Raw genomic sequence first — 26,352 nt, 5'->3', positions numbered from 1 at the left:
CGCTCGGGTTCAGGGCCCGGGCTGCGGCATTGGGGTCGGATTGGCGGACGGCAGACCGGCGCACGCACGCTGGCGCAACGCCGCGTCCACGTCGATGCGCCAAATACTCCGCTTCTCGCTTGCAAGCCGCGCGGCCACGCCGTTGAGTACGGGATATCGTCCGCCGTCCTCCTTCTGGCCCCAGATCCAGAAACGCGCCCCGTCGGCGGCCTCGCACATGCGCAGACGCAAGTCCTGGTCGCCGATCAGCACGCGCTTGCCCGTGGCCGGATCGAATTGCGCCGCGTCGTACAGCTCCTTGCGCCAGTTGTCCCGCTTGGGGATATCGGGGTTCCGCCAGTCGTCAACGATCCAGGCGGGCTCGCGGGCCTGGGTATAGAAACCCAGGTCGAAGGGCAAGGCATGCAGCGCGACCTGTATGTCTTGCGGCTGCATTTCGCCGCGCAGTTCCCGCGCCTGCGGCCCCGCGCTGCCGCGCGGATTCGATGCCCCGACGATGACCGCGGCCAGGCAGATCACGGCCGACACCCCGGCGGCGATCCAGACGCCCCTGCGCTTGCCCGCCGCCCAGGCAGGCGCGATACGCTCGCTGACCAGGAACGCCAGCGGCGGAAACACCGGCAGCACATAGCCGATCAGCTTGGAATGCGGGATGGAAAAGAACACGATCACGACCGCCATCCAGATCGCCGCCAGGCGGCGCAGGCCCTGCGGATCGGTCTCGCGCCAGTAAGACGGCCTGAAGACCGACGCGCCCCAAATCGACCACGGCAGCGCCAACCCCGCCACGATGGGCAGGTAGAACCAGAACGGCTGCGCGTTGTTGAAGCCTCCCTGCGAAAAACGCTCGAACTGCTGGTAGACGAAGAAGTACTGGTAGAAGCCGGGATAGCGCAGCTCCATCAGCCAGAACCACGGCACCGCCACTGCCGCGAACGCCAGCAAGGCTGGCACCCACAGCAAGGCGCGCACGCCGGGCCAGTCGCGGCGCAGCAGCAGCCAGGCCAGCACGATGGCGCCGGGCAGCGCCACTCCGATCAGCCCCTTGGCCAGCACCGCCAGCGCAGCCAGCACGCCCGTGGCCACCGACATCGCGCGGAACGGCCGCCCTGCGGCGCGGCGCAAGACGGTGTCGGCGGCTGCCAGCACGCACAGCGTGATCATGCTGGCCACCAGCATGTCCATATTGGCGAACTGGGCGGCGCCGAAGAACAGCGGCATCATGCCCAGGATCACCACGGCCCAGCGCGCTTGCGCGGCATTGCGGTAGCGCGCCACGAAGGCATAGAGCCCGGCGCCCGCGCTCCAGGCGCCCAGCAGCGACGGCAGCCGCGCACTGAATTCGTGCACGCCGAACAGCACATAGCTGATCTGGGCCAGCCAGTAATACAGCGGCGGCTTGTGGAAGTACGGCATGCCGTCAAGCAGCGGCACCATGGGCGAGCCGCTGCGCAGCATCTCCCAGGCCACTCCGGCGTAACGGCCTTCGTCGGGCAAGGTCAGCCAGCGGGCCCAGGCCAGCGCGCCCAGCCAGAGAGCCAGGCACGCCAGCACCAGCCAGCCTGGAAAGGCAGCGCGGCGCGCCGCAGGCGCCATCGATGCGGTCATGGAAACGCTCATGCCCGGCGCTCCGGCAAGGCGCGCTCAGAGAGGCGGCGCTGAGCGGAAGCAAGCTGCTGCGGGGGCACCGCGGAATGGGAAGCAAAAGGCATGGGGATCCGGGAAAGGTTCAGGAAAATGCAAGATTTCGCGCAGTATCGCCAAGCGCGCGTCAAGCTTTCATGAAATTTCCGGAAAAGCCGCCGCTTCCTAGGACGGATGCAGCCGGTCCAGCCTGAGCCGCCCGCGCTCGTCGGTCAGGCGGCGCATGGCGCCGTAGGCTGCGGCGATCGCCGCCATGCCGCTGGCGCCGCACAGCAGGAACATCAGCAGGATCTGGTACTTGGCGGCCTCGATCGGATCCATGCCGGCGATGATCTGCCCGGTCATGATGCCCGGCAGCGTGATGATGCCGGCGGCCGACATCTGGTTGATGCTGGGCACGATGCCGCGCCGCACGGATTCGCGCAGCAAGGACGAAAATGCCTCGTGCACGGTCGCGCCCAGCGCCAGCCTCGCCTCGATCGCCAGCTTTTCCCGGCGAGCGCCGGACAGCACCCCGTCCAGCGCCAGGCTGGCGGCGTTGAGCACGCTGCCCAACACGATGCCGATCAGCGCGATGGTGTAGCGCGGGTCGTACCAGGGGTCCGGACGCAGCGCCGTGTTCAGGATGAACAGCACCGTGATGACCGTGGTCCCCGCCACCGCCATCGCGCCGACCCAGCCGTTTCCGCGTTGCGTCAGCCTGGCCTTCGGGCGCGCGGCGACCTCCCTGGCCGCCAGCGCCATCATCACCGCCACCACCAGCGCCGTCAGCCACGGGGCGGCGTGCGCGAACACGATGCGCAGAATGTGGCCGACCAGCAGCAGCTGCACCACGGTGCGCAGCGCGGCCCACAGTACCTGTCGCTGCAGGTTCAAGCGCAAGGCGAAGGAAATGCCGGCGCTGAGCAGCACCAGCAGCGAGGCAATGGCCAGGTCCGAGGCCTGCAGCTTGATCACGTCCATAGCGGCTCCAACCTGCCTTGTTCCATGCGCCAGGAACGCCGCGCAAGCCGTTCGGCCTGGGCTGGACTATGGGTCACCATCAGGATCCCCGCCCCGCCCTCCAGGTAGCGCCGCAGCTCCGCTTCGACCTGATCCGTGGCCGCCTGGTCCAGCGCCGCGGTCGGCTCGTCCAGCAGCAGCACGCGCGGCGCCAGCGCCAATGCGCGCACCAGGCCCAGGCGCTGGCGTTCGCCCGTGGACAGTTCATGCACCAAGGCGTCCAGCTTGTCCGCGGACAGCCCCAGGCGTTGCATGATGGCCAAGGCCCGGGCGCGGTCCGTGAAATGCCGCGCGACCAGGTCGTCCCACCAGCCGGCCTCGGCCTGGCAGTACATGACCTGCCGGCGCCATTCGTAGCCCCGCATGCCCGAGCGCGGCCGGCCATCCAGCAAGGCCTCGCCATGCCCGGGGTCCAGGTCGGCGGCCTGGCGCAGCAACAGGGATTTGCCTGAGCCCGAAGGACCCATGATGGCTGCGCACTCGCCCGCGGCGAGATCCAGGCTGACGGGAGAGAGGCGTTCGCTGTAGATGCCGCGCAGCGTGAACAGCGGCCCTGGTTCAGACGTAATGGTCGGCATGGGTATCGATCTTAGACCGTAAATGCGCGAGGCTGGTCCAAGGCAATGGCCAGCCGGCCCGATTCGATGTCCTCGCGCGCATGTGTGTCTTGCATCAGCGCGATGCCCTGCCCCGCGGCGGCAGCAGCAGCAGCAGCAGCAGCAGCAGCAGCAGCAGCAGCAGCAGCAGCAGCAGCAGCAGCAGCAGCAGATCGTCCTCGTAGCTCGGGCCGCGCTGCGCTTCCTTCCTGGCGTCCACGCCGTGCGCCTGCAGCCACAAGGGCCAGTCCACGCGGTCGGAATCCTGCAGCAGCGGGTACTTCAGGCAGTCTTCGGGCCGCACGATGGGGGGCCTTGCGCCAGCATGGCGGGGCTGGCCACGGGCAGTAGCAGCAGCACCGGCGGCATCAGCCGGAAGGCCGACAGCCCGGGTAAAGCCCCAGGCCATGCCGCAACGCCACGTCGATGCGGTCGCGCTTGAAATTGACCAATTTTGACGATGCAGCCACGCGAACCTCGCTGTCCGGATGCAAATAGCTGCGCTTATCTGAAAAATCCAAATCCGATGAGGCTCCCTATGCGATACGCCACGCTGCATATGGGTGCCGCCTGCAACACACAGGCAAGACACCGCAATAAATCGGCATTTGCTAGAGTGATCATATTGAAAATGATAATCATCCCCAGAAGAGAATCATGTTCACGCAATGCCGGCTCCGGCAAAAGGCAGATCCCATATGAACCGTGAAATCCATGACTTCGCCGCCATCGGTCTTGGCCCGTTCAACCTCAGTCTCGCCTGCCTGGCCGCGCCCTTGTCCGGCGTGCGCGCGGTTTTCCTGGACAAGAAGCCAGGCTTCGATTGGCACCCCGGAATGCTGATCGAGGACTCCACCTTGCAGAACCCCTTTCTGGCGGACCTCGTGAGCCTGGCGGACCCGCGTAGCGAATACAGCTATCTGAATTACTGCAAACAGACCGGGCGCATCTATTCCTATTACATGCGCGAAAACCACTACCTGAACCGGGCCGAGTACAACCGCTACTGCAAATGGGTCGCGGCCCGCCTGCCGAACCTGCGCTTCAATCACGACGTGCAGAGCGTGCTGCACGATCCAGACAGCCGCGCCTACCTGGTGACCGGCCAGCATGCCGTCAGTGGCGAACGCTTCATGGTCCGCTGCCGCAAGCTGGTGTTGGGACTGGGCACGCACCCCCAGCTGCCTGAATGCTGCGATCCGCGCACCGCGCCCTACATCCACAGCGCGGACTACTTGCGCCACAAGCCCCAGCTGCAGCGCAGGCAGGGCATCACCATCGTCGGCAGCGGACAGAGCGCGGCCGAAGTGTTCCACGACCTGCTGCGCGACAGCGCCAAGCACGCCTACAGCCTGACCTGGATCACCCGCTCGCCCCGCTTCTTCCAGATGGAGAACACCAAGCTCACGCTGGAGCTGATCTCTCCCGACTACACCGACTATTTCCACGACCTGCCCGAAGCCCGGCGGCGCGAGATGCTGCGCCAGCAAAGCAGCCTGTACAAGGGCATCAACGCCTCGCTGATCAATCAGATATACGACCTCCTGGACGAGAAGATCCGCGCAGGCGACCGCCGCTACACGCTGCTCACCAGCGCGGAACTGCGCGCCAGCCGGCATGAGCGCGCCACGGGCCGCTACCATCTGGACTTCATGCACGTTGACACCGGCCAACCGTTCAAGCACGTGACGGACGGCCTGGTGCTGGCCACCGGCTACGCCCCGCGCATCCCCGCCTGCGTCAACCCCATCAGCGACCGGATCGCCTGGGATGAAAACGGCGGCTACCGCATCGCCCACAACTACGCCGTGGACCGCGCCGGCACGGAGATCTTCGTGCAGAACACCGGGCTGCTCAGCCATGGCGTCACGAATCCCGACCTGGGATTCTGCTGCTACCGCAATTCGCAGATACTGCGCGACCTGACCGGCGTGGAGCACTACGCCATCGAGCCTCGCACCGCACTGCAGGACTTCCGCCCGCCGGCGAACGGCGTACTGGCGCACCGCCTCGGCATGCCGGAGCCGATGCCCATGATGGACGGCCATCGGGCCGCCACCATCTGATCTTGCGGGGAGCCAGCATGCTCACGATGACAGCCACCTTTCTGGGCGAGGTCGTGCGCCAGTCGCGCGACCATTACGACGAGGGCCGGGGACTCGCCTTGCGCCCCCTGGTTCCGGATGCGGACGCCGCGCTGCTGCGGCAATGGTTTTCCATGGACTACGCGCGCTTCTGGTCCATGCAGCGGCACAGCGAGGACCAGGTGCGCGACTTCTATGACGCCCTATGCGGCAGCGGACACGCCAGCGCCTGGCTCGGCAGCCATGAGGGACAGCCAGCCTTTCTGGTGGAGTGCTACGACCCCGCCCGCGACGAAGTCGGCGAACACTACGCGGTGCGGCCAGGCGACCTCGGCATGCATCTTTTCATCGGCCCGCCGCGCTTGCGGATTCCCGGCTTCAGCCGGCAGGTGTTCGCCTTCGTGATGCGCTTCATGTTCGACCGGCTGGATGCCGCGCGCATCGTGGTCGAGCCCGACGCGAACAACGCCAAGATCCACGCGCTCAATCTGGCCATGGGATTCACCTATGCAGGCCAGGCCCGATTCCGCGACAAGACCGCCAGTCTGGCGTTCTGCACACGTACACAGTTCGAACAGGTCCAATACCAGGAGTCGACCCCATGAATCCGCATGCCACCACTCATCCCGCGCAGGTCGCCAGCCATCTGGAGCCGGAAGTCTGGGCCAAGGTCAACCGCCTGCTCGTGCGCAAGGCCATCTCCGAGTACACCCATGAAGGCCTGCTGCAACCCGAACGCCTGGGCCCGGCGGACACGCCGGGGTTCGACCGCTATCGCCTGGCGCTCGCGGACGGCCGCGTCGAGTACCGCTACGACGCGCAACTGATGGCCATGCGCCACTGGCGCATCCGCGCGGAATCGATCGCCAGGACCACGGCCGGCGCGCCCGCGCCCCTGGACGCCCTGCAGTTCGTGATCGAGATCCGCGACAAGCTGCGCATTCCGGAAGACCGGCTGCCGATCTATCTGGACGAAATCGCCAGCACGCTGCACGGCGCCGCCTACAAGCACACGCGCGCTTGCCTGCCCGCCCCCGAACTCGCGCTGGCCGACTATCAGACCATCGAAACCTCGATGATCGAAGGACACCCCAGCTTCGTCGCCAACAACGGCCGCCTGGGTTTCGACGCCGAGGACTACCACGCCTATGCGCCGGAGGCCGCTGCCCCGATCCGCGTGATGTGGCTGGCGGTGCACAAGGACAACGCGCATTTCGCCTGCCTGTCCACCATGGACTACGCCAGCCTGTTGCGCGGCGAACTCGGCGAGGACGCCGTGGCGCGCCACGCCGCCACGCTGCAAGGCCAGGGACTGGCCCCCGCCGACTACTACTTGATGCCGGCGCACCCCTGGCAGTGGTTCAACAAGCTGTCGCTGGCGTTCGCACCCTATGTGGCCGAACGCAAGATCGTATGCCTGGGTTACGGCGAAGACGACTACCTGGCACAGCAGTCGATACGCACCTTCTTCAACATCAGCCAGCCGGGCAAGCATTATGTGAAGACCTCGCTGTCGATCCTGAACATGGGTTTCATGCGCGGGTTGTCGCCCTATTACATGTCGGGCACGCCCGCCATCAACGAATACATCCACGGCCTGATCGCGTCCGACCCCTGGCTGCGCGCCAATGGCTTCACCATCCTGCGCGAGGCCGCCAGCCTGGGATTCCGCAACTACTACTATGAAGCTGCGATTTCCGTCGACACGCCCTACAAGAAGATGTTCTCGGCGCTATGGCGCGAGAATCCGCAGGCGCTGATCGGTCCCGGCGAACGGCTGATGACCATGGCCGCGCTTCTGCACGTGGATCCGCAGGGCCTAGCCCTGCTGCCCGCGCTGATCCGGGCCTCGGGGTTGAGCGCCGCCGCGTGGCTGGAACGCTATGTGGATGCCTACCTGACGCCGCTGGTGCATTGCTTCTACACCCATGACCTGGTGTTCATGCCGCATGGCGAGAACGTGATCCTGGTGATCCGGGACCATGTGCCGGTGCGCGCCTTCATGAAGGACATCGCCGAGGAATCCTCCATCCTCGACCCGCAGGCCGACCTGCCCGAGAACGCGCGGCGGCTGGCGGCGGACGTGCCCGAGGAATACAAGCTCCTGACGATCTTCGTCGACGTGTTCGAGGGCTACTTCCGCCATCTGTCCCAGATCCTGGCCGACACCGGCCTCATGCAGGAGGACGATTTCTGGGAGCTGGTCGCGGGCCGTATCGCCGCCTACCAGCAGGCACATCCGCAGCGGCTCGAAAAATACCGCCGCTACGACCTGTACGCGCCGGACATGATCCACTCGTGCCTGAACCGCCTGCAGCTCGCCAACAACCTGCAGATGGTCAATCTGGCCGATCCCATCGGCAGCTTCCAGATGGCGCCCAGGCTGCCCAACCCCGTGGCGCCTTACCGGCCGCAATGGCTGGACCGGACTGCCGACGCCGCGCAGGCCCTTGCGTGACCCGCGAACTGGACGATCTGCTCGCGCTGGCGGGCCGCCTCGCGCCTGGCCTTGACGGGCGCGTGGGCCCGCCAGCCGCGCCCGGCATCCGTCCGGGCGCGAGCAACGCCGACGCCATCGCGCGGTTGCGCGACTGGTGGCGCGAACGCCATCCAGAAGCCGGCCAGCACTACCTGGCGCTGCGCTGCTGGGGCCTGTTGATCTGGCAGCCCGTGTACCTCTGCGTAATCGCCGCGCATCGCAGCGCCATCGTCCCGGACCTGACCCGGCTCAGCCAGCCGGTCGCCAACGGCTTCATCGCCGGCTACACCATGGAACGCCATGAACCCCTGCGCGGCGGCCTGGAGGCGCGGCTGGACGCGGCCGCCACGCAGCTGCGCGAGATCGGCGCCCTGTTCCAGCGCGAGCTGGGCGCGGCGCTGCGCCTCAATTCGCGGGCCACCGCCTGCATGCAGGCCGACTGCGTCCTGTCCGCCCTGTTGGCGGCTCGAACGGGCGTGAGCGCCGCCGACAATGCCTGGGCCACCGCAGCCGCGGCCGATTGGCTTGCGCGCCTGGGCATCGCGGGCAGCAGCGGCTACCTGAACTATCAGCGGCGGTCGCTACCGGCCATCACCGTGGACCGGCAGGTCTGCTGTCACCACTTCCGCAGAAGCGACGGCGACTACTGCAGCACCTGCCCCAAACTGGATATTGCCGAACGCATCGCCCGGATCGACGCCGAGAGCGTCGAGCCCGCCTGACGGGCGGCCGCCTTGCGCAAGGCACAAGGAGTCGGACATGACGGACATAGGCCGCCTTGCACACGTCGAGCAGGCGCTCAGCCCGCTGCACGTGCGGGCATATTTCGACGAAGACCTGTACGCCCGGGAACAGGAGGTGATATTCAAGCGCTCGCCGCTGTATGTCGGGCACGAAAAAGCCGTGCCCGAATCCGGCGACTGGCGCAGGCTGCCGCACGAGGAAGGCGGGCGCGTCCTCGTGCGCGGCGCCGGCGGCGTGGAACTGATATCCAACGTATGCCGCCACCGCCAGTCGCTGATCCTGGGCGGCGAGACCGGCGCCGTCGCCGGGCCGGGCAAGCCGGCGGGCAATCTGTCGGCCACGGGCGGCAACATCGTCTGCCCGCTGCATCGCTGGACCTATGACAATCGCGGCCAGATCCTGGGCGCGCCGCAATTCCCCAGCACGCCCTGCCTGAACCTGCCGCGGTTTCCCCTGAAGCGCTGCCACGGCCTGCTATTCGAGGGGCCGGGCGACCCGCTAGCGGACCTGGGCGACCTGTTCGCCCGGCCCGAGTTCGACTTCTCGGACTATGTGCTGGACCACGTCGAAGTGCACCAATGCAACTACAACTGGAAGACCTTCATCGAGGTCTATCTGGAGGACTACCACGTCGGGCCGTTCCACCCCGGGCTGGGGCGCTTCGTCACCTGCGAGGATCTGAGCTGGGAGTTCGGCAAGCGCCGCAGCCTGCAGCGCGTGGGAGTGCACGACGCCCTGGAGAAGCCCGGTTCCGACGTATACCGCGACTGGCACGGCACCCTGATGCGCTACCGCGACGGCGCGCCTCCGGATTTCGGCGCGATCTGGGTGACCTACTTTCCCACCCACATGATCGAGCTCTACCCGCACGTGCTGGTGCTGTCCACGCTCTACCCCAAAAGCCCGCAGGAGACGGTCAACATCGCCGAGTTCTACTATCCCGAGGAAATCGCCCTGTTCGAACGCGAATTCGTCGAAGCGCAACGCGCGGCCTACATGGAAACGGCGGTCGAGGACGACGAAATCGGCGAGCGCATGGATGCCGGCAGACGCGCGCTGCTGCGGCGCGGCGTCAGCGAGAGCGGCCCGTACCAGTCTCCCATGGAGGACGGCATGCTGCACTTCCACGAGTGGTATCGCAACATCATGGGCGAGCATTTGGGCGATTGCGCCGCGCCCTGAGCGCCGCTGCCAGACCGTTGAATAAATGCGAATATATGCTATTCTCATTTAGACCCCGCCACTTCCCCTGGCCGACGTCCGGGGGGCTCAACCCGCCGTGCGAGTGACGCCATTGAATCCCTCCTTCCCCGCAGTCCGATTCACCGTCGCCGACTTCAACCGCCTGGGCGGCCATAACGGTTTCCGCTACCAGTTGCCCGGATTCCAGGCCGCTAGCGCCGACCCGGACACCGTCTGCATCGCCGAAGGCCGCGTCGAGGAACATGCCATCCGCCCCGGCCTGACGCTGGTCATGTCCGACGTGCTGGTTCATCACCACTACGAATCGACCTCGGTCATGACGCCGCGCTTTTCGGCCATCGTCATGCTCCAGGGCCAGGCTCAGGCGCGCGTCGGCAACCACGACGACCTGCCGCTGGTCGCCCAAAGCGGTATCAGCGCCGCCTACGGCGATACGGTCGCTATGACCGGCATCCACCGTGCCGGCCAACGGCTGCGCAGCGTCAACCTGTCGCTGTCCGAGCCGGACGCCGCGGACGACGACCCGATCAGCGATCGGATCCGCAAAGTCCTGCGCACGCCCGCCTTCCGGCTGCGCCGCTGGCAGGTGCAGGCGCATCTGATGCAGTCCATCGAACATCTGCTGGAATGCCGTTGGGACGACCCGCTGTGCGCCATGCTGCGCGAAGGCGTCGGCGCGCAGCTTCTGGCCCATGCGTTGGCTGCGCTGGACCAGCAGGAGCCCGAACCCGGCACGCTGTCGCAGCGCGACCGCCAGTTGCTTGAGCGCGTGCGGGAACGGCTGCACAGCGCGCCTGGCGAAGAGCACACCCTGGATGATCTGGCGAAACTGGCCTGCATGAGCCCCAGCACCCTGCGCGCCAAGTTCCGCGCCGCCTATCAATGCTCCGTGTTCAGCTGGCTGCGCGAGCGCCGGCTGGAGGTCGCCCGCGAGCAATTGGCTCGCGGCTGCAGCGTGCAGCAGGCCGCGCACTGCGTGGGCTATCGGCATGCCACCAATTTCGCCACGGCGTTCCGCGAGCGCTATGGCGTCGCGCCCAGCGAACTGAACTGAACGGGGCTGCCGTGAGCGCCCCGGCCCGCGGCTTTCGGCAGCATCCATTGTTCTTGCGGCATTGCCCATTCATCCGACCGCGGCTGGCGGGCGACCATGAGGCCACGCTTCCCGCCCCGGGAAGCTCCTGCCCCGGACGCTCCCGTGCCCAGCCCCGACAAACCGACTTCCTTTCCCATGATGGTGCTGATGCTGGGCCTGCTGGCCTGCGTGGCGCCCGCCACCATCGACGCCTATCTGCCCGCCTTCGCCGCGCTGGAGCGGGAGTTCGGCGTGCCGCAAGAAACCGTGCAGCTGACCCTGGGCGTCTACATGTTCTGCTACGCGGCGATGCTGCTGCTGCATGGAACGCTGTCGGATTCGCTGGGCCGGCGCCGCGTCATCCTGGCGACGCTGGTTTGCTACATCGGCGGCAGCGCGCTGGCCGCCGCCGCGCCGAGCTTCGGCTGGCTGTTGGCCGCGCGGGCGTTGCAAGGCCTGTCCGCAGGCGCCGGCATCGTGGTGGGCCAGGCCATCGTGCGCGACTGCTACGAAGGGCCGGCGGCGCAACGCGTCATGTCCTATCTCATCCTGGTGTTCAATCTGTCGCCGGCGTTGGCGCCCATCATCGGCGGCCAGTTGGCGGCGCAGTTGGGCTGGCGCGCCGTCTTTGTGATGCTTGTCGCCCTGGCCGCGACGGCCTGGGCGCTATGCGCCTGGCGGCTGCCCGAAACCCTGCCCGCCAGCCGGCGCCGGCCGCTGTCCGGGCGTGCACTGGCTGGCGGCTACGGCGCGCTGCTTGCGGACCGGCGATACGTCGCGCTCGCCGGCGCCTTCAGCCTGATCTTCGCGGCCCAGGGCTTGCTCATCGGCGCCGCACCAGACTTCATTGCCAACGTCCTGGGCCTGCCCGTAACGGATTTCGCATATCTGTTCGTGCCGCTCGTGATCGGCGCCATGGCGGGCGCGCTGTTCGCGGCGCGCAAGGCCGGACGCTGGACGGATCAACGCATCACCTGGCTGGCGTACCTGCTGATGGGCGGCAGTTGCCTGGCAAGCGTCATGTATGCCGCTGGCGCCGGGCGACCCGCCCTGCCCTGGGCGGTCATCCTGCCCGCCATCTATACCTGCGGCCTGGCCATGTGCGTCCCGGCCATGACCCTGCACATCCTGGCCCGTGCGCCAGGGCTGTCCGGCACCGCCGCTTCGGTGCTCGGCTTCGCCCAGATGCTGGCCTTTTCGGTCGCCAGCGGCTGGGGCGTGCCCATGGTCTATGGCAAGCCCCTCGGCCTGGCGCTTGCGATGCTGGCCTGCGTCGCCGCAAGCGCGGCAGGCTGGGCCTGGCTGCAACGGCAGTCCGCGCCTTTGGCGAACGCCCGCTCGGGTTGATGCGGCGGCGTTCGGCATACGCATCGCATCTTCCGGCATACGTTCAAGTCTCCAGCAAAAACAATAATTCTCATTACCAAATTTTTCAGCCGGAGCTTGTGTTCATGTCCCCCGCACTGTCCCCGCCGCGCGCGCTTCCGCGCCGGGCGAATCTGCTTGCCCTGGCCGTCCGCGCGGCCTTGCTGTGCTCAGCCTTGCCCTACCACGCCGCCAACGCGCAATCCAGCGTCTCATCCGGCGCCGACCAGCCCGCCGAACTCCCGGCCGTCACGGTTCGGGGCGCCGGCATACCCGGCACCACCGAAGGCACCCATGCCTACAACACCGAGGCCATGAGCACCGCGACCGGCCTGACGCTGTCGCCGCGGGAGACCCCGCAATCGGTCAGCGTGGTGACCCGCCAGCAGATCGAGGACCAGGGACTGCAGGACACCGGTTCCATCCTGGCCAGCGCGCCCGGCATCTCGGTCACGCGCAGCGACAGCAACCGCCTGTCGTTCTCGGCACGCGGCTTCGCGATAGACAACTTCCAGTTCGACGGCCTGAACGCCCCGATCCTGAGCCAATGGAACTATGGCTCCACCGACATGGACGCCGCCATCTACGACCGCGTGGAAATCGTGCGCGGCGCCACCGGCCTGATGACCGGCTCGGGCAATCCGTCCGCCGCGGTGAACTTCATCCGCAAGAAGCCGCTGCGCGAGTTCGCGCTGTCCGGCAGCGCCAGCGCCGGCAGCTGGGACTACGTGCGCGGCGACGCCGACCTGTCGGTGCCGCTGACGGAGAACGGACGCGTCCGCTCGCGCTTCGTCGCCGCCTACAGCCAGGGCGACAGCTACGTCACCTTCCTGGATTCGCGCAAGCGCACGCTGTACGGCGTCATCAGCGCCGACCTCACGCCCGACACGCTGCTCACCGTCGGCTTGGAGTATCAGCGCAACCAGGGCAACGGCTTCGGCAGCGGTTTCCCGCTGTTCTATTCGGATGGCTCGCGCACCGACTTCAACCGGTCCGTGGCCAACAATACGCGCTGGGCGCGCATCGATACCGAATCGACCACCACCTTCGTAGACCTGAGCCACCGCTTCGCCAATGACTGGAAGGCGCGCGCCGCCTATAGCCACAATGAGGGCGAGTACCGCATGAAGCAGCTTTACCGCGGCGGCTATCCGGACCGGACCAGCGGCACGGGCATGAGCAGCAGCTTCAACAACTACGATGGCGACCGCTCGCGCGACGATATCAACCTGACGCTGTCGGGCCCGTTCCAGCTGTTCGGCCGCAAGCACGAACTGGCCCTGGGCTGGATGAGCGTGAACGACCACAGCGACATCGGCCAGTACCTCATGGTCGGCGCCAAGCCCGCCATCGGCAGCTTCTTCGACTGGCGCCAGGACCATATCGCCGAACCGGCCTGGTCCAGCCGCAAGACGCCAGCGGACGACATGCGGGTCAAGCAGACCGGAACCTACGCCGTGGGCCGGTTTTCGCTGGCCGATCCGCTGCACCTGATCGTGGGCGGACGCTGGAGCAATTGGGAGACGAACCAGACCTACTTCGGCAGCAAGCGGCAATACAAGATCAACGACCAGTTCACGCCCTACGCCGGCCTGATCTACGACATCAACAAGACCTACACGGCCTACGCCAGCTACACCGAGATCTTCCAGCCGCAGAACGCACGCTCGCCCAGCGGTTCCATCCTGCCGCCGATCGACGGCAAGAGCTACGAGATCGGCCTGAAGGCTTCCTACCTGGACGGCCTGCTCGACGCGGCCGTATCGCTGTACCAGACTCGCCAGAACAACCTGGCCCAGGCCATTCCCGGCGAGTCGGTCATAGGCATGCCCGGCACGCAGGCCTACCGCGCCGTATCCGGCGCCAAAGTCGAGGGCTTCGAACTCGAAACCACCGGGCAGATCATGCCCAACTGGAACATCGCGGCCAGCTACACGCACTTCACCGCCAAGGCCGCCGACGGCAAGCCCATCAACACCAGCCATCCGCGTAGCCTGTTCAAGCTCTACACCACCTATCGCCTGCCCGGCGACCTGAACCGGCTGACGGTCGGCGGCGGCGTGGACTGGCAAAGCCGCATGTACCAGTCCGCCGCCAGCCCGCGCGGCAACGTGGAAGTGGAACAAGGCAGCTACATGCTGGCGAACTTGATGGCGCGCTACGAGTTCAGCAAACAGGTCTCGGCCACTCTCAACGTCAACAACCTGTTCGACAAGAAGTATTACGACCAGATCGGCTTCTTCAGCCAGGGCTGGTGGGGCGCGCCCCGCAACGTGATGCTGACGCTCAGGGCCCAATATTGATCGGAGAAACTGCCGGCACGATGCGTCTTAGTCTTCCTCGTTTCAAGCATGCAATTCTGCGGGCCGGGGCAGCCTGCCTGGCCGCGCTCGCCCTGGCGGCCTGCGACCGCGCCGCCGACGCGCCGGCCGCGCCAACGCCGCCGGTCGCCCAGGCCGATGGTTTTCCGGTCACGATAGACGGCGCCCTGGGACGGGCCGTCATCGCGGCGCCGCCCAAGCGCGTGGTCACGCTGGGCCTGGGCGCCGACGATCTGGCGCTGTCGCTGGGTGTGGTGCCGGTGGGCGTGGGCCGCGCCGACTGGGGCGGCGACGCCGACCACTACTGGCCCTGGGTGCGCGCCGCGATCGAGGCCCGCGGCGCACCGCTGCCGCAGGCCATCGCCATGTTTCCGGAGCTGGACGTCGAAGCCATCGTCGCGCTGCGGCCGGACGTCGTGCTGGCGCCTTTTTCCGGCGTCAGCGCCGAAGCGTATGCGCAGCTGTCGCGGCTGGTGCCGGTGCTGGCCTATCCGGAGCAGCCATTCCTGACTCCGGTGGATACCCAGATCGACCTGATCGCCGCCGCGCTGGGCCGGCGCGAACAGGCTGCGGCGCTCAAGGCGCAGATCCGCGGCACACTGGCGCAGGCCGCACAAGACCACCCCGTGCTGGCCGGCAAGACCTTCGCCTATGTGCGGGCCGACCTGGGTTCGGGCAATTTCGCGGCCTATGTGGCGGGGGATCCGCGCGTGGACACGATTGCCGCCATGGGCCTGAAACTGGCCCCGTCCATGCAGGGCCTGCACGCCAGCGCCGGCCATTTCGCCCACTACCTGGGTTTCGAGCATGCCGATGCGCTGGGCGACGTCGACGTGCTCGTGTCCTGGTTCTATACCCCCCAGGAACGCGACCGGACCGCGGCGCTGCCGCTGTACGCCTCCATCCCCGCCGTGAGGCGCGGCGCCTACGTGGCGCTGAGCGACCCGGCGCTGATCATGGCCTCGTCCTCGGGCACGCCGCTGGCCGTGGCCTGGATGCTGGGCAGGCTGGCGCCGGCATTGGCCGCGGCAGCCGAGCGGGCCAAAGCCGGACCCGGCGCCCAAAATGAATAAGCCGTCCCGTGACGCCGGCCTGGGCGCGGCCTGTCTGTTGCTCGCCGCCGCCATCCTGGGCAGCCTCTGGCTCGGTTCACGCAACCTGTCGCCCGGCTCGGTCTGGCAAGCCCTGCTCCGGCCCGATGACAGTTACGCCGCCCTGGTGGTCGCCTCGCGCGTGCCGCGCACCTTGCTGGCCGTGCTGACCGGGGCGGCGCTGGCCGTGGCCGGCGCGCTGATCCAGGCCCTGACCCGCAATCCGCTGGCAGAGCCCGGGCTATTGGGTGTCAACGCCGGCGCCGCCGCCTCCATCGTGACTGCCGCCCTCGCGCTCGGCGGCCTGCCGGCGCATCCGTTCTGGGCGGCCCTGCCCGGCGCACTGGCCGCGGCAGTGGCCGTATACCTGATCGGCGCGGGCGGCCGGGGCCTGCAGCCGGTGCGTTTGATCCTGGCCGGCGCGGCGGTCAACGCGGTGCTGTTCGCCTACGTGCAGGCCGTGGCCCTGCTGCGCGAGGACATTTTCGACGCCTATCGATTCTGGGCCGTGGGCTCGCTGGCGGGACGCTCCATGGCCGAAGCGGCCCGCGCCGCCCCCTACATCGGCGCCGGCCTGCTGCTGGCGCTGGCGCTGGCCCGGCCCCTGAACGTCCTGGCGCTGGGGCAGGCGCTTGCCCGGGCGCTCGGCGTGCGTGCCGGGTGGTACCGCGCGCTGGGCCTGCTCGGCGTGGCCGTCCTGGCCGCCGCCGCCACCGCTGCCGCGGGTCCCATCGCCTTCGTCGGCCTGGCCGTTCCGCATATCGCCCGCCGTATCGGCGGTCCCGACCTGCGCTGGCAACTCGTCTACTGCCTGCTGCTGGGCCCCATCCTGATGCTAGCGGCCGACATCCTGGCGCGCCTGCTGCGCGCGCCGGCAGAGTTGCTGACCGGCGTGGTGGCCGCGTTCCTCGGCGCGCCGTTCCTGCTGGCGGCCTTGCGCCGCCAGCCCGGGAGCCGCCCATGAGCGGCCAGCGGCGCACGTTGCGCGTGGGCGCCTGGCTGTCGCTGCCCTACTCGCCACGCGCGCTGGCCTACGCCTTGTTGCTGACGGCGCTGGCCGTTGCGTCGATTGCCGGCGCCCTGTTGGCGGGAGAGCAAGGACCCGCCTGGTCCCGGATGGGGCGCATCCTGGCGGGCGGCGGCACGGCGGTCGAGCACTGGCTGGTCTATACCGTCAGGCTTCCCCGCGCCGTGGCCGCGCTTGGCGCCGGCGCCGCGCTGGCCCTGTCGGGCGCACTGTTCCAAAGCATTACCCGCAACCCGCTGGGCAGCCCCGACATCATCGGCCTCACCGCGGGCGCCTCCGCAGGCGCGGTGGCGGTGACGATGGTCTGGCCGGGGGCGATGCCGCTAGCCTGGGGCGCCGCGGGCGGCGCGCTGCTGGCGACGGCGGGCGTCTGGTTCGGATCCGGCGCCGGGTTCTCCGCGCCCCATCGCATGGTGGTCGCCGGCATTGCGGTGGCCGCCATCGCCTTCGCCTTCGTGCAATACGGCCTTTCCAACCTGCGCCGCGAACAGGCGCATCTGGCCGCAACCTGGCTCAACGGCAATCTGGCCGGCAAAACCTGGAACGATGTCGCTCTGATCGGCGCCGCCTGCGCGGTGTTGCTGCCCTTGGCGCTCGGCCTGGGCGCGCGCCTTCGGCTGCTGGAAATGGGCGACGATGTGGCGCACGCCTTGGGCATCGCACCCGGACCCAGCCGGCTGGCGGCGACGCTGCTGGCCGTGCTGGCCACCGCCGCGGCCGTCAGCGTGGCCGGTCCCATCGCCTTCATCGCGCTGGCGGCCCCGCAGATCGCGCGCCGCTGCGTCCCGGCTAGCGGCCCGCAACCGCTGTTGGCCGCATTGACCGGCGCCGTGCTGTTGGCGGGTGCCGATCTGCTGTCGCGTTCCGCTGGGGCCAACGGCTTGCCGGTAGGCGTTCTTACCGCCGGGATCGGCGGCCTCTATCTCGCATTTCTGCTGCTGCTCGAATGGCACAAGGTCTCGACGTGACTTCCGCAATGCCCACGCCCGTCCTCCAGCTCCGGGACGTCAGCCTGTCCTACGGCGCCCGCCGCGTGCTGGACGGCTTGACGCTCGACATTGCGCCGGCCTCGTTCACCGTGATCCTGGGCCCCAACGGCTGCGGCAAATCCACGCTCTTGCGCGTGTTGGGCGGCGCCCTGCGTCCCAGCCATGGCCATGCCCTGCTCGACGGCGCCGACCTCGCCAGCTTGCGCCGAAAAGCGGTGGCGCGCCGCTTGGCCTACTTGCCGCAGAACCCGGTTGCGCCCGAGATGGTCACCGTGCGCGACCTGGTCGCCCGCGGCCGCTATCCGCATCAGTCCCTGTTGCGGCAATGGTCGACGGCGGACGCCAGCGCCGTCGACGCCGCCCTGGCGGCGACCGATCTGGACGGCCTTGCGGCAGAGCCTGTGCACACGCTTTCCGGCGGCCAGCGCCAACGCGTCTGGCTGGCGTTGGTGCTAGCCCAGGAACCCGACATCATGCTGCTAGACGAACCCACCACGTTCCTCGACATCCGCCATCAGCTGGACCTGCTGGAGCTGTGCGGCCGGCTGCACCGCACCGGGCGCACCTTGGTGGCGGTGCTGCACGACCTCAACCTGGCCTTGCGCTACGCCGAAAGGATCGTGATGATGCGCGATGGGCGCATCGCGGCGCACGGCGATGCCGCTTCGGTCGTGACCGAGGACATGATGCGCCTAGTCTACGATCTGGATTGCCGCGTCATGCCAGACCCCGAGACTGGCAGCCCCATGGTCGTACCCCGGCGCGCGCGCTAGCTTTTCAGGAGTGTCAATGGAAGTTTCCTTGAGTGGAAAAATGGGCGGCCCCGAGGCCGGCGTGGCCTGGCTCGCGGGAATCGTCCTGCTGCGGCCCAGGCTGAAGTCCGCGCTGGCCGACCTGGAGGTCGCCGGCCTGCGGACCATCGACATCGAGTTGTGGATCGGCGGCAGCATCACCGACTACGGACCAGAAGGCTTTTCCTCCACCGCCAGGTACTACGCGAAAAAGGAGTCCTTGTTGCTTGCCATCTCCGTACCCAAGACGGTGGCGGCGGCCTCCCCGCAAGAGCGGCCGGAACATACCGTGGAGGACTGGCTGGCCGACGGCTTCCGTTCCGCCCAGCTCCCGCGCAGCGCCCAGAAGCTGCCCTTTGCGCTCATCGCAGAGACGGTCTGCTCTTCCCTGGGAATCTCCCGGCGGTGACAAGCACCGCTGAGAAATGAAAAAGCCCGCCTGAGCGGGCCTTGTCCTGCAACGCAGAGCCTCAGAGCATATGCGCCAGGAACTCGCGGCTGCGCGCCTCTTGCGGGGCGCGGAAGAAATCCGCCGAAGGCGCTTCCTCGATGATGCGGCCTTCGTCCATGAAGATGACCCGGTGCGCGACTTCGCGCGCAAAGCCCATTTCATGAGTGACGACCAGCATGGTCATGCGTTCGTCGGCCAGCTGCTTCATGGTGCGCAGCACTTCGCCGGTCAGTTCCGGGTCCAGCGCCGAGGTGGGCTCGTCGAACAACATGATGTCCGGCTCCATGGCCAGCGCGCGGGCGATCGCCACGCGCTGCTTCTGGCCGCCGGACAGGCGCGTCGGATAGTTGTCGCGCTTGTTCAGCAGGCCGACCTTACGCAGCAGCTCTTCCGCCTTGGGAACGATCTGGGCGCGGCTCATCCCCTTGACGGTAATGGGCGCCTCGATGATGTTCTGCAGCACGGTCATGTGCGGGAACAGGTTGAACGACTGGAACACCATGCCCATCTTGCGGCAGATACGGCGCACGTCGGCGTCGCTGGCGTACTGGCTGCGTCCGCCCGGCACGGCCCGGGCCATGGCCTCGCCTTCGACCTCGATGCTGCCCTCGTCGATGGTTTCCAGGTGGTTCAGGCAGCGCAGGAAGGTGCTCTTGCCGGAGCCGGACGGTCCGATCACCGCCACAACTTCGCCCTGGCCCAGGGTCAGCGACACCCGGTCCAGCACGCGGTTGGAGCCGAACGACTTGATGATTTCGCGGGCCTCGATCATGACGGGACGCGCGGACGGAGAATTACTGGTCATATTTGGCATAGCGCTTTTCCATGTGCTGGAAGAACCACGTCAGGATCAGCGTCATGATGAGATAGAAGGCGGCGGCAACCAGGAACGGCGTGGTCGTGAAGTCGCGCTGCACGATGCCGCGCGCCGTGCGCAGGATGTCGTTGAGCGCCAGCACGTAGATGAGCGAGGTGTCCTTGACCAGCGTGATGGTCTCGTTGCTCATGGGCGGCAGCACCCGTTGCACCATCTGCGGCAGCACGATGCGGCGCAGGGTCTGCAGATAAGTCATGCCCAGGACCTTGCTGCCCTCGTACTGGCCGCGGTCCACCGACTGGATGCCGGCGCGGAAGATCTCGGCGAAATAGGCCGCGTAGTTCAGCGCGAAGGCCACCACGGCGGCGGGAAAGTCCGGCAGACGGATGCCGATCACGGGCACGAACGGCAGCGCGAAGTAGATGAACAGCATCTGCAGCATCAGCGGCGTGCCGCGCATGAGCCAGATGTAGCCGTTAACCAGGCTGCTGGCCAGCCGCCATTTGGAAATCCGCACCAGCGCCAGCACCAGGCCCAGCGGGACGGCCAGCGCCAGCGTGATGAAAAACAGCGTCAAGGTGACTTTCGCGCCTTGCGCCAGTGGCCCCAATAGGGAGAGTACGTAGTCCATGCTTGGGTTCGCGCCGTCAGCGTCCGCGGACGCCAGGGCAAGATCGTTTCATGAGTAAGCCCGCCTGGCGCATGGCGCCGCGGCGGGCTGCGAAATACAGGCCGGGACGCCCGGGCCCAATGGCCGCGGACGCCGCCCGCCCCTTACTTGATGATGTTGGCGCCGAACCACTGGGTGGCGATGCGGCCGGCGGTGCCGTCCTGCTTCATCGAGTCCAGGGTCTTGTCCAGCTTGCCCAGCAGCTCGGTGTCGTCCTTGCGCACGCCGACGCCGTAGTCTTCGGTGCCGAAGTTCTCGTCCAGGACGCGGTATTCGCCGGCGCGCTTGCTGATCAGGTAGCGGCCCACCACTTCGTCCACCACGATGGCGTCCAGGCGGCCGGCGGCCAGGTCCATCAGCGCGGTGACGTTGTCGCCGAACTTCTTGACTTCCTTGATCTGGGCGGCGACCGGGTCCTTGGCGATGGCGTCGGTGGCGCTGCTGCCGTCCTGGGCGCCCACGACCTTGCCTGCCAGGTCAGCCTTGAGCTTCACGGGCGAGGCGTTGCCGACGATGATGATCTGGTGGTTGGCCATGTAGGGCGCGGTGAAGCTGATGTTCTTCTTGCGCTCTTCGGTGATGGTCAGGCCGTTCCACAGCACGTCGACGCGCTTGCCGTTGAGTTCGGCTTCCTTGGCGCTCCAGTCGATGGGCTTGAACTCCACTTCCAGGCCCAGGCGCTTGCTGGCTTCCTTGGCCATGTCGATGTCAAAACCGACGATCTGGTTGTTCGAATCGCGGAAACCCATCGGCGGGAAGTTGTCATCCAGGCCAACCACGACCTTCTTGGCGGCGGCAGGCGCCTGCGCGCTGGCGGCGGGCGCATTGTCGCTGGGACCGCAAGCGGTCAGCAGCGCGGTTGCGGAAGCGAGGAGTACAGCTGTCAGTTTTTTCATCGTTATGGATGCGCCGGGCGCAAGAATGAAGAATGCCGGAATGGCCAGTCAAAAAGCCGCGAGCCGGTATTTTAGCCTCCCCCGCGACCGCGGGCGCGGACCCGGGCTGGCGTGCGCTATTGCGCCGGGTGGAAACGCTCCAGCAGGCGCAGGAACAGTTCCACGGCGCGCGAGCCCGGGCGCGACACCTCGGTGATTGCGCAGAGGGTGTTTTCGTAGGTGGGTCCGCCCGGCAGGCGGGTCAGGGCGTGGCGGCGCGAGACCGAATCTGCGTAGTGGGCGGGCAGCAGGCCCACGCAGTGACCGGACGACACCAGCATGGCGATGGCCTCCAGCCCGGTGGCCTCCGGCCCGCGGGCAAAGCCGTAAACGCCCAGCGCGTCGTGCACGAATGGGTGCGAACGGTAGACCAGCGGCAGGTCGCGGGCCTGGCGCACGCTGCCGCGCGCCACGAAGATCTGGTGGCGCTCGATGAACAGCCGCTGATAGTTGAAGCCGCTTTCCCGCCGGTACATGCCGCGGATGGCGACCTGCACCCGCCGCTCGCGCAGCGCCTGGTCCAGTTCGTTGAAGGTCATGACGGTGAGTTCGACCTTGACGTCGGGCGCCTCGACGCGCATGGCCGCCAGGGCTTCCGGGATATGGCAGTCGGCGTCGGTGATGACGTGCTCGACCATGCCGATGGACAGGGTGCCCGACAGCACGCCGCGCACCGCGTCGATTTCGGGACGGATCCGCTCCAGCGATTTCAGGGCATCGCGGGCCAGCTCCAGGGCGACCTTGCCGGCTTGCGTGAGTTCAAAGCCCGAGGGGCCGCGGTCGCACAGCCGCACGCCCAGGGTTTCCTCGACCTCGCGCACGTGCCGGCTGATGGACGCCTTGGACATGTGCAGCTGTTTTTCCGCCGCCGCGAAGCCGTTGGCCTGGGCCACGGCGCAGAAGATCCGCAGGGAACGCAGGTCGCGTTCGGTGAACTCGGGACGGGACAAGGCGGCGGCTCTGAAAAGGTATCGGTTTTCGAAACCATACCACTAAAAAAATCATTTTTCACAACCCAACCCGGCAGATACAGTGGGTCCAGCACTGGCGTCCAGGGGCGCAGACCCCGGCACATTCCGCAAGGGATATCCGCCGGCCCAGTGCCGGAACCATGACGACATACAAGGGAAAAATCATGCAGAACCTGTCCAGAAGGCGTTTTGTCGCGACCACGCTCGCAGCTGGGGCCGCGCTGGCCCTGCCCTCGCTGTCCTACGCCGAGGGCGGATCGCTGGCCGACATCAAGAAGCGCGGCAAGCTGACCGTGGGCACAGAAGCCGCCTACGAACCGTTCGAATTCGTCGAGAACGGCAAGGTCGTGGGCTATGGGCACGACGTGCTCCAGCTGATGGCGGCCAAGCTCGGCGTGCAGCTGGAACAGATGAACCTGCCGTTCCAGGGTCTGTTGCCGGGCCTGATGTCGCGCAAGTTCGATTTTGTCGCGACCAGCGTGGGCATCACCCCCGAACGCGCCCGCCGCTTCGCCTTCACCCAGCCCGTGGGCGTGGTGCGTTCGGTGCTGATGGTGCGGGTGGACGATGCGTCCATCAAGCAGGACATGGATATCGCCGGCAAGATCATCGGGACCCAGATGGGCTCGTCTTCCCAGCCGGTGGCCGAAGAATTCGAAAAGCGGCTGAAGGAAAAGAACGGCAAGGGCTATGCCGACACCAAGCTGTTCCAGGCCTACCCGGACGTCTCCAACGCCTTGGCCAACAAGACCGTGGACGTGGCGCTGATGCCCTCGAACATCGCGGCCGTGCAGATGCGCAAGCAGCCGGGAGCGTTCCGCATCGCCGGCGAGATCGGCCAGGCCAAGCTGCTGGCATGGGTCGCCAACCCCAAGGACCTGGAGATCCGCCAGTTCATCAACGACACCTTCGACGAACTACGCGCCAGCAACCAACTGCTGGAGCTGCAGAAGAAGTGGTTCGGCGCCCCCATGGACACGCCGCGCGCCAACTACCTGCCTGACGGCGCGATCTAGGCGGACCTCCCATGCTGGATTGGTTGAATCAGAACGGCGCCCTGGCGCCGTTCCTGCACGGCGTCGTCTCGGGCACGGCGATCACCCTGGCGGCATCGGTGGCGGCGTTCGCCATCGGCATCTGCCTGGGGGTCGCGCTGCTGCTGGCGCGCCTGTCCCCCTACGCGCCCTTGCGCGGGCTGGTCATGTTCTGGGTCAGCGCCATACGCGGCACGCCCGCGCTCATCCATATGCTGATCGCCTACTACGTGGTGCCGCCCCTGCTGGGCATCTCCGTGTCGCCGCTGGCGGCCGGGATCGGCGCGCTGGCCTGTAACACCAGCGCCTACATCGTCGAGATCCTGCGCGGGGCGCTGGGCACGCTGTCGCCCGGCCAGGTGGCGGCCGCGCGCGCGCTGGGCATGCGCAGCCGGCAGATCTGGCGCCACGTGCTGCTGCCGCAGGTGTTCTACCGCGCCATCCCGCCCCTGACCAGCGAACTCACCATACTGCTGAAGGCCTCGTCGCTGATGTCCATCATCGCCGTTCCGGAGCTGGCCACCGTGGCGCGCAACGCCACGCTGCAAAGCGACCTGCCGCTGCAGGTGTTCACCGTGACGGCCGCGGTGTACTTCATCATTCTTTTCTGCCTGTCGGCCGCCTCGCGCCTGTGCGAGCGCCGCGTGTCCAGGATGCTGCCCAATGCCCATTGATCTCTCCATCGTCGGGCAGTCCATCCCGGTCCTGCTCAAGGGCCTGCGGATCACCGCCCTGGTCAGCCTCATCGGGATTCCGCTGGGCATCCTGATCGGCACGATCGCGGCCTATGCCGCGCAGTCGCGCAGCCTGCTGCGGCCAGTGGCCCTGGCCTACGTCGAACTGGTGCGCAACATCCCGTACCTGATCCTCGTGTACCTGTCGTTCTTTGGCCTGCCCAAGCTGGGGGTGCCGGCCTCGGCGATGTCGGTCGCCATCGGCTGCACCGCCTTCTACACCGGCGGCTACTTCTGCGAGGTGCTGCGCGCCGCGTTGAAGAGCGTGCCGCGCGGCCAGACCAGCGCCGCCCTGTCGCTGGGCATGACCTACTGGCAGACGCAGCGCCACATCGTCGTGCCCCAGCTGTTCGGCTTTCTCATCCCGCCCACCACCAGCCTGGTCATCATGATGTTCAAGGACTCGGCGATCTTCTCGGTGATGAGCCTGCCGGAAATGACTTACCAGAGCAATCTGCTCACGGCCAACACCTTCGCCTACCTGGAAGTGCTGGGCACCACCGCCCTCATCTACTGGGTGTGCAGCGTGCTGATGGCCGGCACGGGCCGCCGCCTGGAAACCCTGGTCCGCCGCAAGACGCGCCAGGCCTGATCCTCCCACCATCAAGGAAACGAGAACATGAGCACCTATACGGTCCCTCCCCGCACCGGCCACCCCACCCTGCTGTACTCCACGCTGGCGCTGGACCTGGAAAACCTGCAGGCCGATGTCGCCGTGCTGGGCATGCCCTACGGCTCGCCCTATTCGGCCGCGGACTTCAGCAACGACCAGACCAATGCGCCCACGGCGATCCGCCAGGCGACCGACCGCGTGGTGCGCCGCCCCGGCCACTACGATTTCGACATCGACGGGCCGCTGCTGCAAGGCCGCGACGACATCCGCTTCGTGGATTGCGGCGACATCATCCCCGACCTGTCCAAGCCCCGCGGCGAACACTATGAACGCGCCGAGGCCGCGGTGCGGCGCATCGCCGCCGCGGGCGCCGTGCCCATCGTGCTGGGCGGCGACCACGGCATCACCACGCCCGTCCTGCGCGGCCTGGACCAGCAGGGTCCGATCACGCTGGTGCACATCGACGCCCACCTGGACTGGCGCGACGACGTCAACGGCGTGCGCGACGGGTTGTCCAGCCCTATCCGGCGCGCCTCCGAAATGGCGCACGTGGACCGCATCATCCAGATCGGCCTGCGCGCCCAGGGCAGCGGCCGCCCCGAAGAGCTGGAAGCGGCGCGCGCCTATGGCGCCGAACTGGTCACCGCGTACGAACTGCATGACATCGGCATGGACGCGGTGCTCGAGCGCATTCCGGACGGCGGCAATTACTACCTGACCATCGACGCCGACGGCATGGATCCCGCCACCATGCCGGCGGTCGCCGGCCCGGCCCCGGGCGGCGTCACCTTCGTCCAGGCCCGCAAGCTGATCCACGGCCTGGTGCGCAAGGGCCGCGTGGTGGGCATGGACATCGTCGAAATCCAGCCCGAAAAGGACCTGAACCAGATTTCCTGCATCACGGCCGGCCGGCTGATCCTCAATCTCATCGGCGCGTCCATCCGCGCAGGGCATTACGACAAATGAACGCGCCCGCCCCCATCATCGAAATCCGCGGCGTGGACAAGTTCTACGGCAGCCACCAGGTGCTCAAGCAATGCTCGACGCGCGTGAACCGGGGCGAGATCGTGGTGGTCTGCGGGCCGTCCGGCTCCGGCAAATCCACCCTCATCAAGACCGTCAACGCGCTCGAACCGATCCAGGCAGGCGACATCCTGATCGACGGCGCCTCGGTGACGGGCGCCACCGACCTGCCCAAGCTGCGCACCAAGGTCGGCATGGTGTTCCAGCACTTCGAGCTGTTTCCGCACCTGGACATCATGCGCAACCTGACCCTGGCGCAGCAGATCGTGCTGGGGCGGGATATCGGCTCGGCCCGCGCCAAGGCCGGCGCGCTGCTGGAACGCGTGGGCCTGTCCGCCCATGCCGGCAAGCATCCGGGCCAGCTGTCCGGCGGCCAGCAGCAGCGCGTAGCCATCGCCCGCGCGCTCTCGATGGATCCGATGGCCATGCTGTTTGACGAACCGACCTCCGCGCTGGACCCCGAGATGGTCAATGAAGTGCTGGACGTGATGGTGGAGCTGGCCGAGGAAGGCATGACCATGATGGTCGTCACCCATGAGATGGGCTTTGCGCGCCGCGTGGCCAATCGTGTGGTCTTCATGGAAGACGGCGCCATCATCGAGGACTGCCCCACGGACAGCTTCTTCCGCGACGCGGCCAGCCCCCAGGCGCGCCGTTTTCTTTCCAAGATCCTTCCCCACTGACGGCCGGATA

The 26,352-nt window shown here is 67.4% G+C and carries 26 protein-coding genes; 18 read left to right on the top strand and 8 right to left on the bottom strand.

What is annotated here, in order from left to right:
• Positions 1 to 9: 9 nt before the first annotated feature.
• The 4 genes from HV793_RS13680 to HV793_RS31090 all read right to left on the bottom strand — a co-directional run bounded on the left by HV793_RS13680 (position 10) and on the right by HV793_RS31090 (position 3,546).
• The gene (locus HV793_RS13680) at positions 10 to 1,620 is read right to left on the bottom strand and encodes an ArnT family glycosyltransferase (protein ID WP_175213343.1); all 1,611 of its coding nucleotides are present in this window, start codon (positions 1,618 to 1,620) and stop codon (positions 10 to 12) included.
• A 189-nt stretch (positions 1,621 to 1,809) separates the two neighbouring features.
• Positions 1,810 to 2,607, bottom strand: a complete 798-nt coding sequence (locus HV793_RS13675; protein ID WP_054454515.1) for an ABC transporter permease — start codon at positions 2,605 to 2,607, stop codon at positions 1,810 to 1,812.
• Positions 2,598 to 3,224 (bottom strand): ABC transporter ATP-binding protein, encoded by a 627-nt coding sequence (locus tag HV793_RS13670; RefSeq protein ID WP_054454517.1) that lies wholly within the window; start codon positions 3,222 to 3,224, stop codon positions 2,598 to 2,600. The genes HV793_RS13675 and HV793_RS13670 overlap by 10 nt, the downstream gene beginning before the upstream one ends.
• A 94-nt stretch (positions 3,225 to 3,318) precedes the next feature.
• The gene (locus HV793_RS31090) at positions 3,319 to 3,546 is read right to left on the bottom strand and encodes a hypothetical protein (protein ID WP_244958641.1); all 228 of its coding nucleotides are present in this window, start codon (positions 3,544 to 3,546) and stop codon (positions 3,319 to 3,321) included.
• A gap of 394 nt (positions 3,547 to 3,940) precedes the next feature.
• On the opposite strand from HV793_RS31090, the gene HV793_RS13660 reads away from it, so the two are divergent.
• The 13 genes from HV793_RS13660 to HV793_RS13600 all read left to right on the top strand — a co-directional run bounded on the left by HV793_RS13660 (position 3,941) and on the right by HV793_RS13600 (position 18,820).
• A complete protein-coding gene (locus tag HV793_RS13660) occupies positions 3,941 to 5,308 on the top strand; it encodes a lysine N(6)-hydroxylase/L-ornithine N(5)-oxygenase family protein (protein WP_175213342.1) in 1,368 nt (455 codons plus the stop codon).
• A 17-nt stretch (positions 5,309 to 5,325) separates the two neighbouring features.
• Complete coding sequence (locus tag HV793_RS13655; protein ID WP_054454520.1) at positions 5,326 to 5,931, top strand: GNAT family N-acetyltransferase; 606 nt, start codon at positions 5,326 to 5,328, stop codon at positions 5,929 to 5,931.
• Complete coding sequence (locus HV793_RS13650) at positions 5,928 to 7,784, top strand: IucA/IucC family protein (protein WP_175213341.1); 1,857 nt, start codon at positions 5,928 to 5,930, stop codon at positions 7,782 to 7,784. The genes HV793_RS13655 and HV793_RS13650 overlap by 4 nt, the downstream gene beginning before the upstream one ends.
• Positions 7,742 to 8,527 carry a siderophore ferric iron reductase gene (locus HV793_RS13645; protein ID WP_310535592.1) on the top strand — a complete coding sequence of 262 codons (786 nt, stop codon included), beginning with the start codon at positions 7,742 to 7,744 and terminating at the stop codon, positions 8,525 to 8,527. Before HV793_RS13650 ends, HV793_RS13645 begins: the two co-directional genes overlap by 43 nt.
• Positions 8,528 to 8,564: 37 nt before the next feature.
• Positions 8,565 to 9,731: an aromatic ring-hydroxylating oxygenase subunit alpha gene (locus HV793_RS13640; protein WP_175213339.1), complete on the top strand. Its 1,167-nt coding sequence runs from the start codon at positions 8,565 to 8,567 to the stop codon at positions 9,729 to 9,731.
• 103 nt (positions 9,732 to 9,834) lie between these two features.
• Entirely contained in the window at positions 9,835 to 10,806 is a 972-nt protein-coding gene (locus tag HV793_RS13635; RefSeq protein ID WP_175213338.1) for a helix-turn-helix transcriptional regulator, read from the top strand.
• A gap of 177 nt (positions 10,807 to 10,983) precedes the next feature.
• Positions 10,984 to 12,174: a multidrug effflux MFS transporter gene (locus tag HV793_RS13630; RefSeq protein ID WP_175213753.1), complete on the top strand. Its 1,191-nt coding sequence runs from the start codon at positions 10,984 to 10,986 to the stop codon at positions 12,172 to 12,174.
• Between the two features lie 104 nt (positions 12,175 to 12,278).
• A complete protein-coding gene (gene fauA / locus HV793_RS13625) occupies positions 12,279 to 14,495 on the top strand; it encodes a TonB-dependent alcaligin siderophore receptor FauA (protein ID WP_082401008.1) in 2,217 nt (738 codons plus the stop codon).
• A 20-nt stretch (positions 14,496 to 14,515) separates the two neighbouring features.
• Complete coding sequence (locus HV793_RS13620; RefSeq protein WP_175213337.1) at positions 14,516 to 15,586, top strand: ABC transporter substrate-binding protein; 1,071 nt, start codon at positions 14,516 to 14,518, stop codon at positions 15,584 to 15,586.
• On the top strand, positions 15,579 to 16,568 hold the full coding sequence (locus tag HV793_RS13615) for a FecCD family ABC transporter permease (RefSeq protein ID WP_175213336.1): 990 nt from the start codon (positions 15,579 to 15,581) through the stop codon (positions 16,566 to 16,568). The genes HV793_RS13620 and HV793_RS13615 overlap by 8 nt, the downstream gene beginning before the upstream one ends.
• On the top strand, positions 16,565 to 17,599 hold the full coding sequence (locus HV793_RS13610; protein ID WP_175213335.1) for an iron chelate uptake ABC transporter family permease subunit: 1,035 nt from the start codon (positions 16,565 to 16,567) through the stop codon (positions 17,597 to 17,599). The genes HV793_RS13615 and HV793_RS13610 overlap by 4 nt, the downstream gene beginning before the upstream one ends.
• 8 nt (positions 17,600 to 17,607) lie before the next feature.
• On the top strand, positions 17,608 to 18,393 hold the full coding sequence (locus tag HV793_RS13605; RefSeq protein WP_244958640.1) for an ABC transporter ATP-binding protein: 786 nt from the start codon (positions 17,608 to 17,610) through the stop codon (positions 18,391 to 18,393).
• 16 nt (positions 18,394 to 18,409) lie between these two features.
• Positions 18,410 to 18,820 (top strand): hypothetical protein, encoded by a 411-nt coding sequence (locus tag HV793_RS13600; protein ID WP_175213333.1) that lies wholly within the window; start codon positions 18,410 to 18,412, stop codon positions 18,818 to 18,820.
• 61 nt (positions 18,821 to 18,881) lie between these two features.
• Here HV793_RS13600 and HV793_RS13595 read toward each other — a convergent pair whose 3' ends face one another.
• From HV793_RS13595 to HV793_RS13580, 4 genes are all read right to left on the bottom strand, one after another.
• The gene (locus HV793_RS13595; RefSeq protein WP_054454542.1) at positions 18,882 to 19,634 is read right to left on the bottom strand and encodes an amino acid ABC transporter ATP-binding protein; all 753 of its coding nucleotides are present in this window, start codon (positions 19,632 to 19,634) and stop codon (positions 18,882 to 18,884) included.
• A gap of 22 nt (positions 19,635 to 19,656) precedes the next feature.
• Positions 19,657 to 20,310 carry an amino acid ABC transporter permease gene (locus tag HV793_RS13590; RefSeq protein ID WP_054454544.1) on the bottom strand — a complete coding sequence of 218 codons (654 nt, stop codon included), beginning with the start codon at positions 20,308 to 20,310 and terminating at the stop codon, positions 19,657 to 19,659.
• A 143-nt stretch (positions 20,311 to 20,453) separates the two neighbouring features.
• Entirely contained in the window at positions 20,454 to 21,245 is a 792-nt protein-coding gene (locus HV793_RS13585) for an amino acid ABC transporter substrate-binding protein (protein ID WP_054454547.1), read from the bottom strand.
• A gap of 116 nt (positions 21,246 to 21,361) precedes the next feature.
• On the bottom strand, positions 21,362 to 22,234 hold the full coding sequence (locus HV793_RS13580; RefSeq protein ID WP_054454549.1) for a LysR family transcriptional regulator: 873 nt from the start codon (positions 22,232 to 22,234) through the stop codon (positions 21,362 to 21,364).
• A 185-nt stretch (positions 22,235 to 22,419) separates the two neighbouring features.
• Between HV793_RS13580 and HV793_RS13575 the strand changes: the two genes are divergently transcribed.
• From HV793_RS13575 to HV793_RS13555, 5 genes are read left to right on the top strand one after another with little or no spacing between them, the layout of a single operon-like run.
• A complete protein-coding gene (locus HV793_RS13575) occupies positions 22,420 to 23,271 on the top strand; it encodes a transporter substrate-binding domain-containing protein (RefSeq protein WP_119451510.1) in 852 nt (283 codons plus the stop codon).
• An 11-nt stretch (positions 23,272 to 23,282) separates the two neighbouring features.
• Positions 23,283 to 23,963 (top strand): amino acid ABC transporter permease, encoded by a 681-nt coding sequence (locus HV793_RS13570; RefSeq protein WP_054454554.1) that lies wholly within the window; start codon positions 23,283 to 23,285, stop codon positions 23,961 to 23,963.
• Positions 23,953 to 24,615, top strand: coding sequence for an amino acid ABC transporter permease (locus tag HV793_RS13565; RefSeq protein ID WP_175213332.1), 663 nt, complete (start codon positions 23,953 to 23,955; stop codon positions 24,613 to 24,615). Before HV793_RS13570 ends, HV793_RS13565 begins: the two co-directional genes overlap by 11 nt.
• A gap of 27 nt (positions 24,616 to 24,642) precedes the next feature.
• A complete protein-coding gene (locus HV793_RS13560; protein ID WP_054454560.1) occupies positions 24,643 to 25,602 on the top strand; it encodes an agmatinase in 960 nt (319 codons plus the stop codon).
• Positions 25,603 to 25,616: 14 nt separating this feature from the next.
• Positions 25,617 to 26,342: an amino acid ABC transporter ATP-binding protein gene (locus HV793_RS13555; RefSeq protein ID WP_054454887.1), complete on the top strand. Its 726-nt coding sequence runs from the start codon at positions 25,617 to 25,619 to the stop codon at positions 26,340 to 26,342.
• The last annotated feature ends 10 nt before the right edge of the window (positions 26,343 to 26,352 follow it).

The organism is Achromobacter aegrifaciens, from assembly GCF_902859965.1.
Classification (GTDB): Bacteria; Pseudomonadota; Gammaproteobacteria; order Burkholderiales; family Burkholderiaceae_B; genus Achromobacter; species Achromobacter aegrifaciens.
The sequence above is the reverse complement of the archived record's forward strand: the minus strand, read 5'-3'. Positions and strand labels throughout refer to the sequence as shown.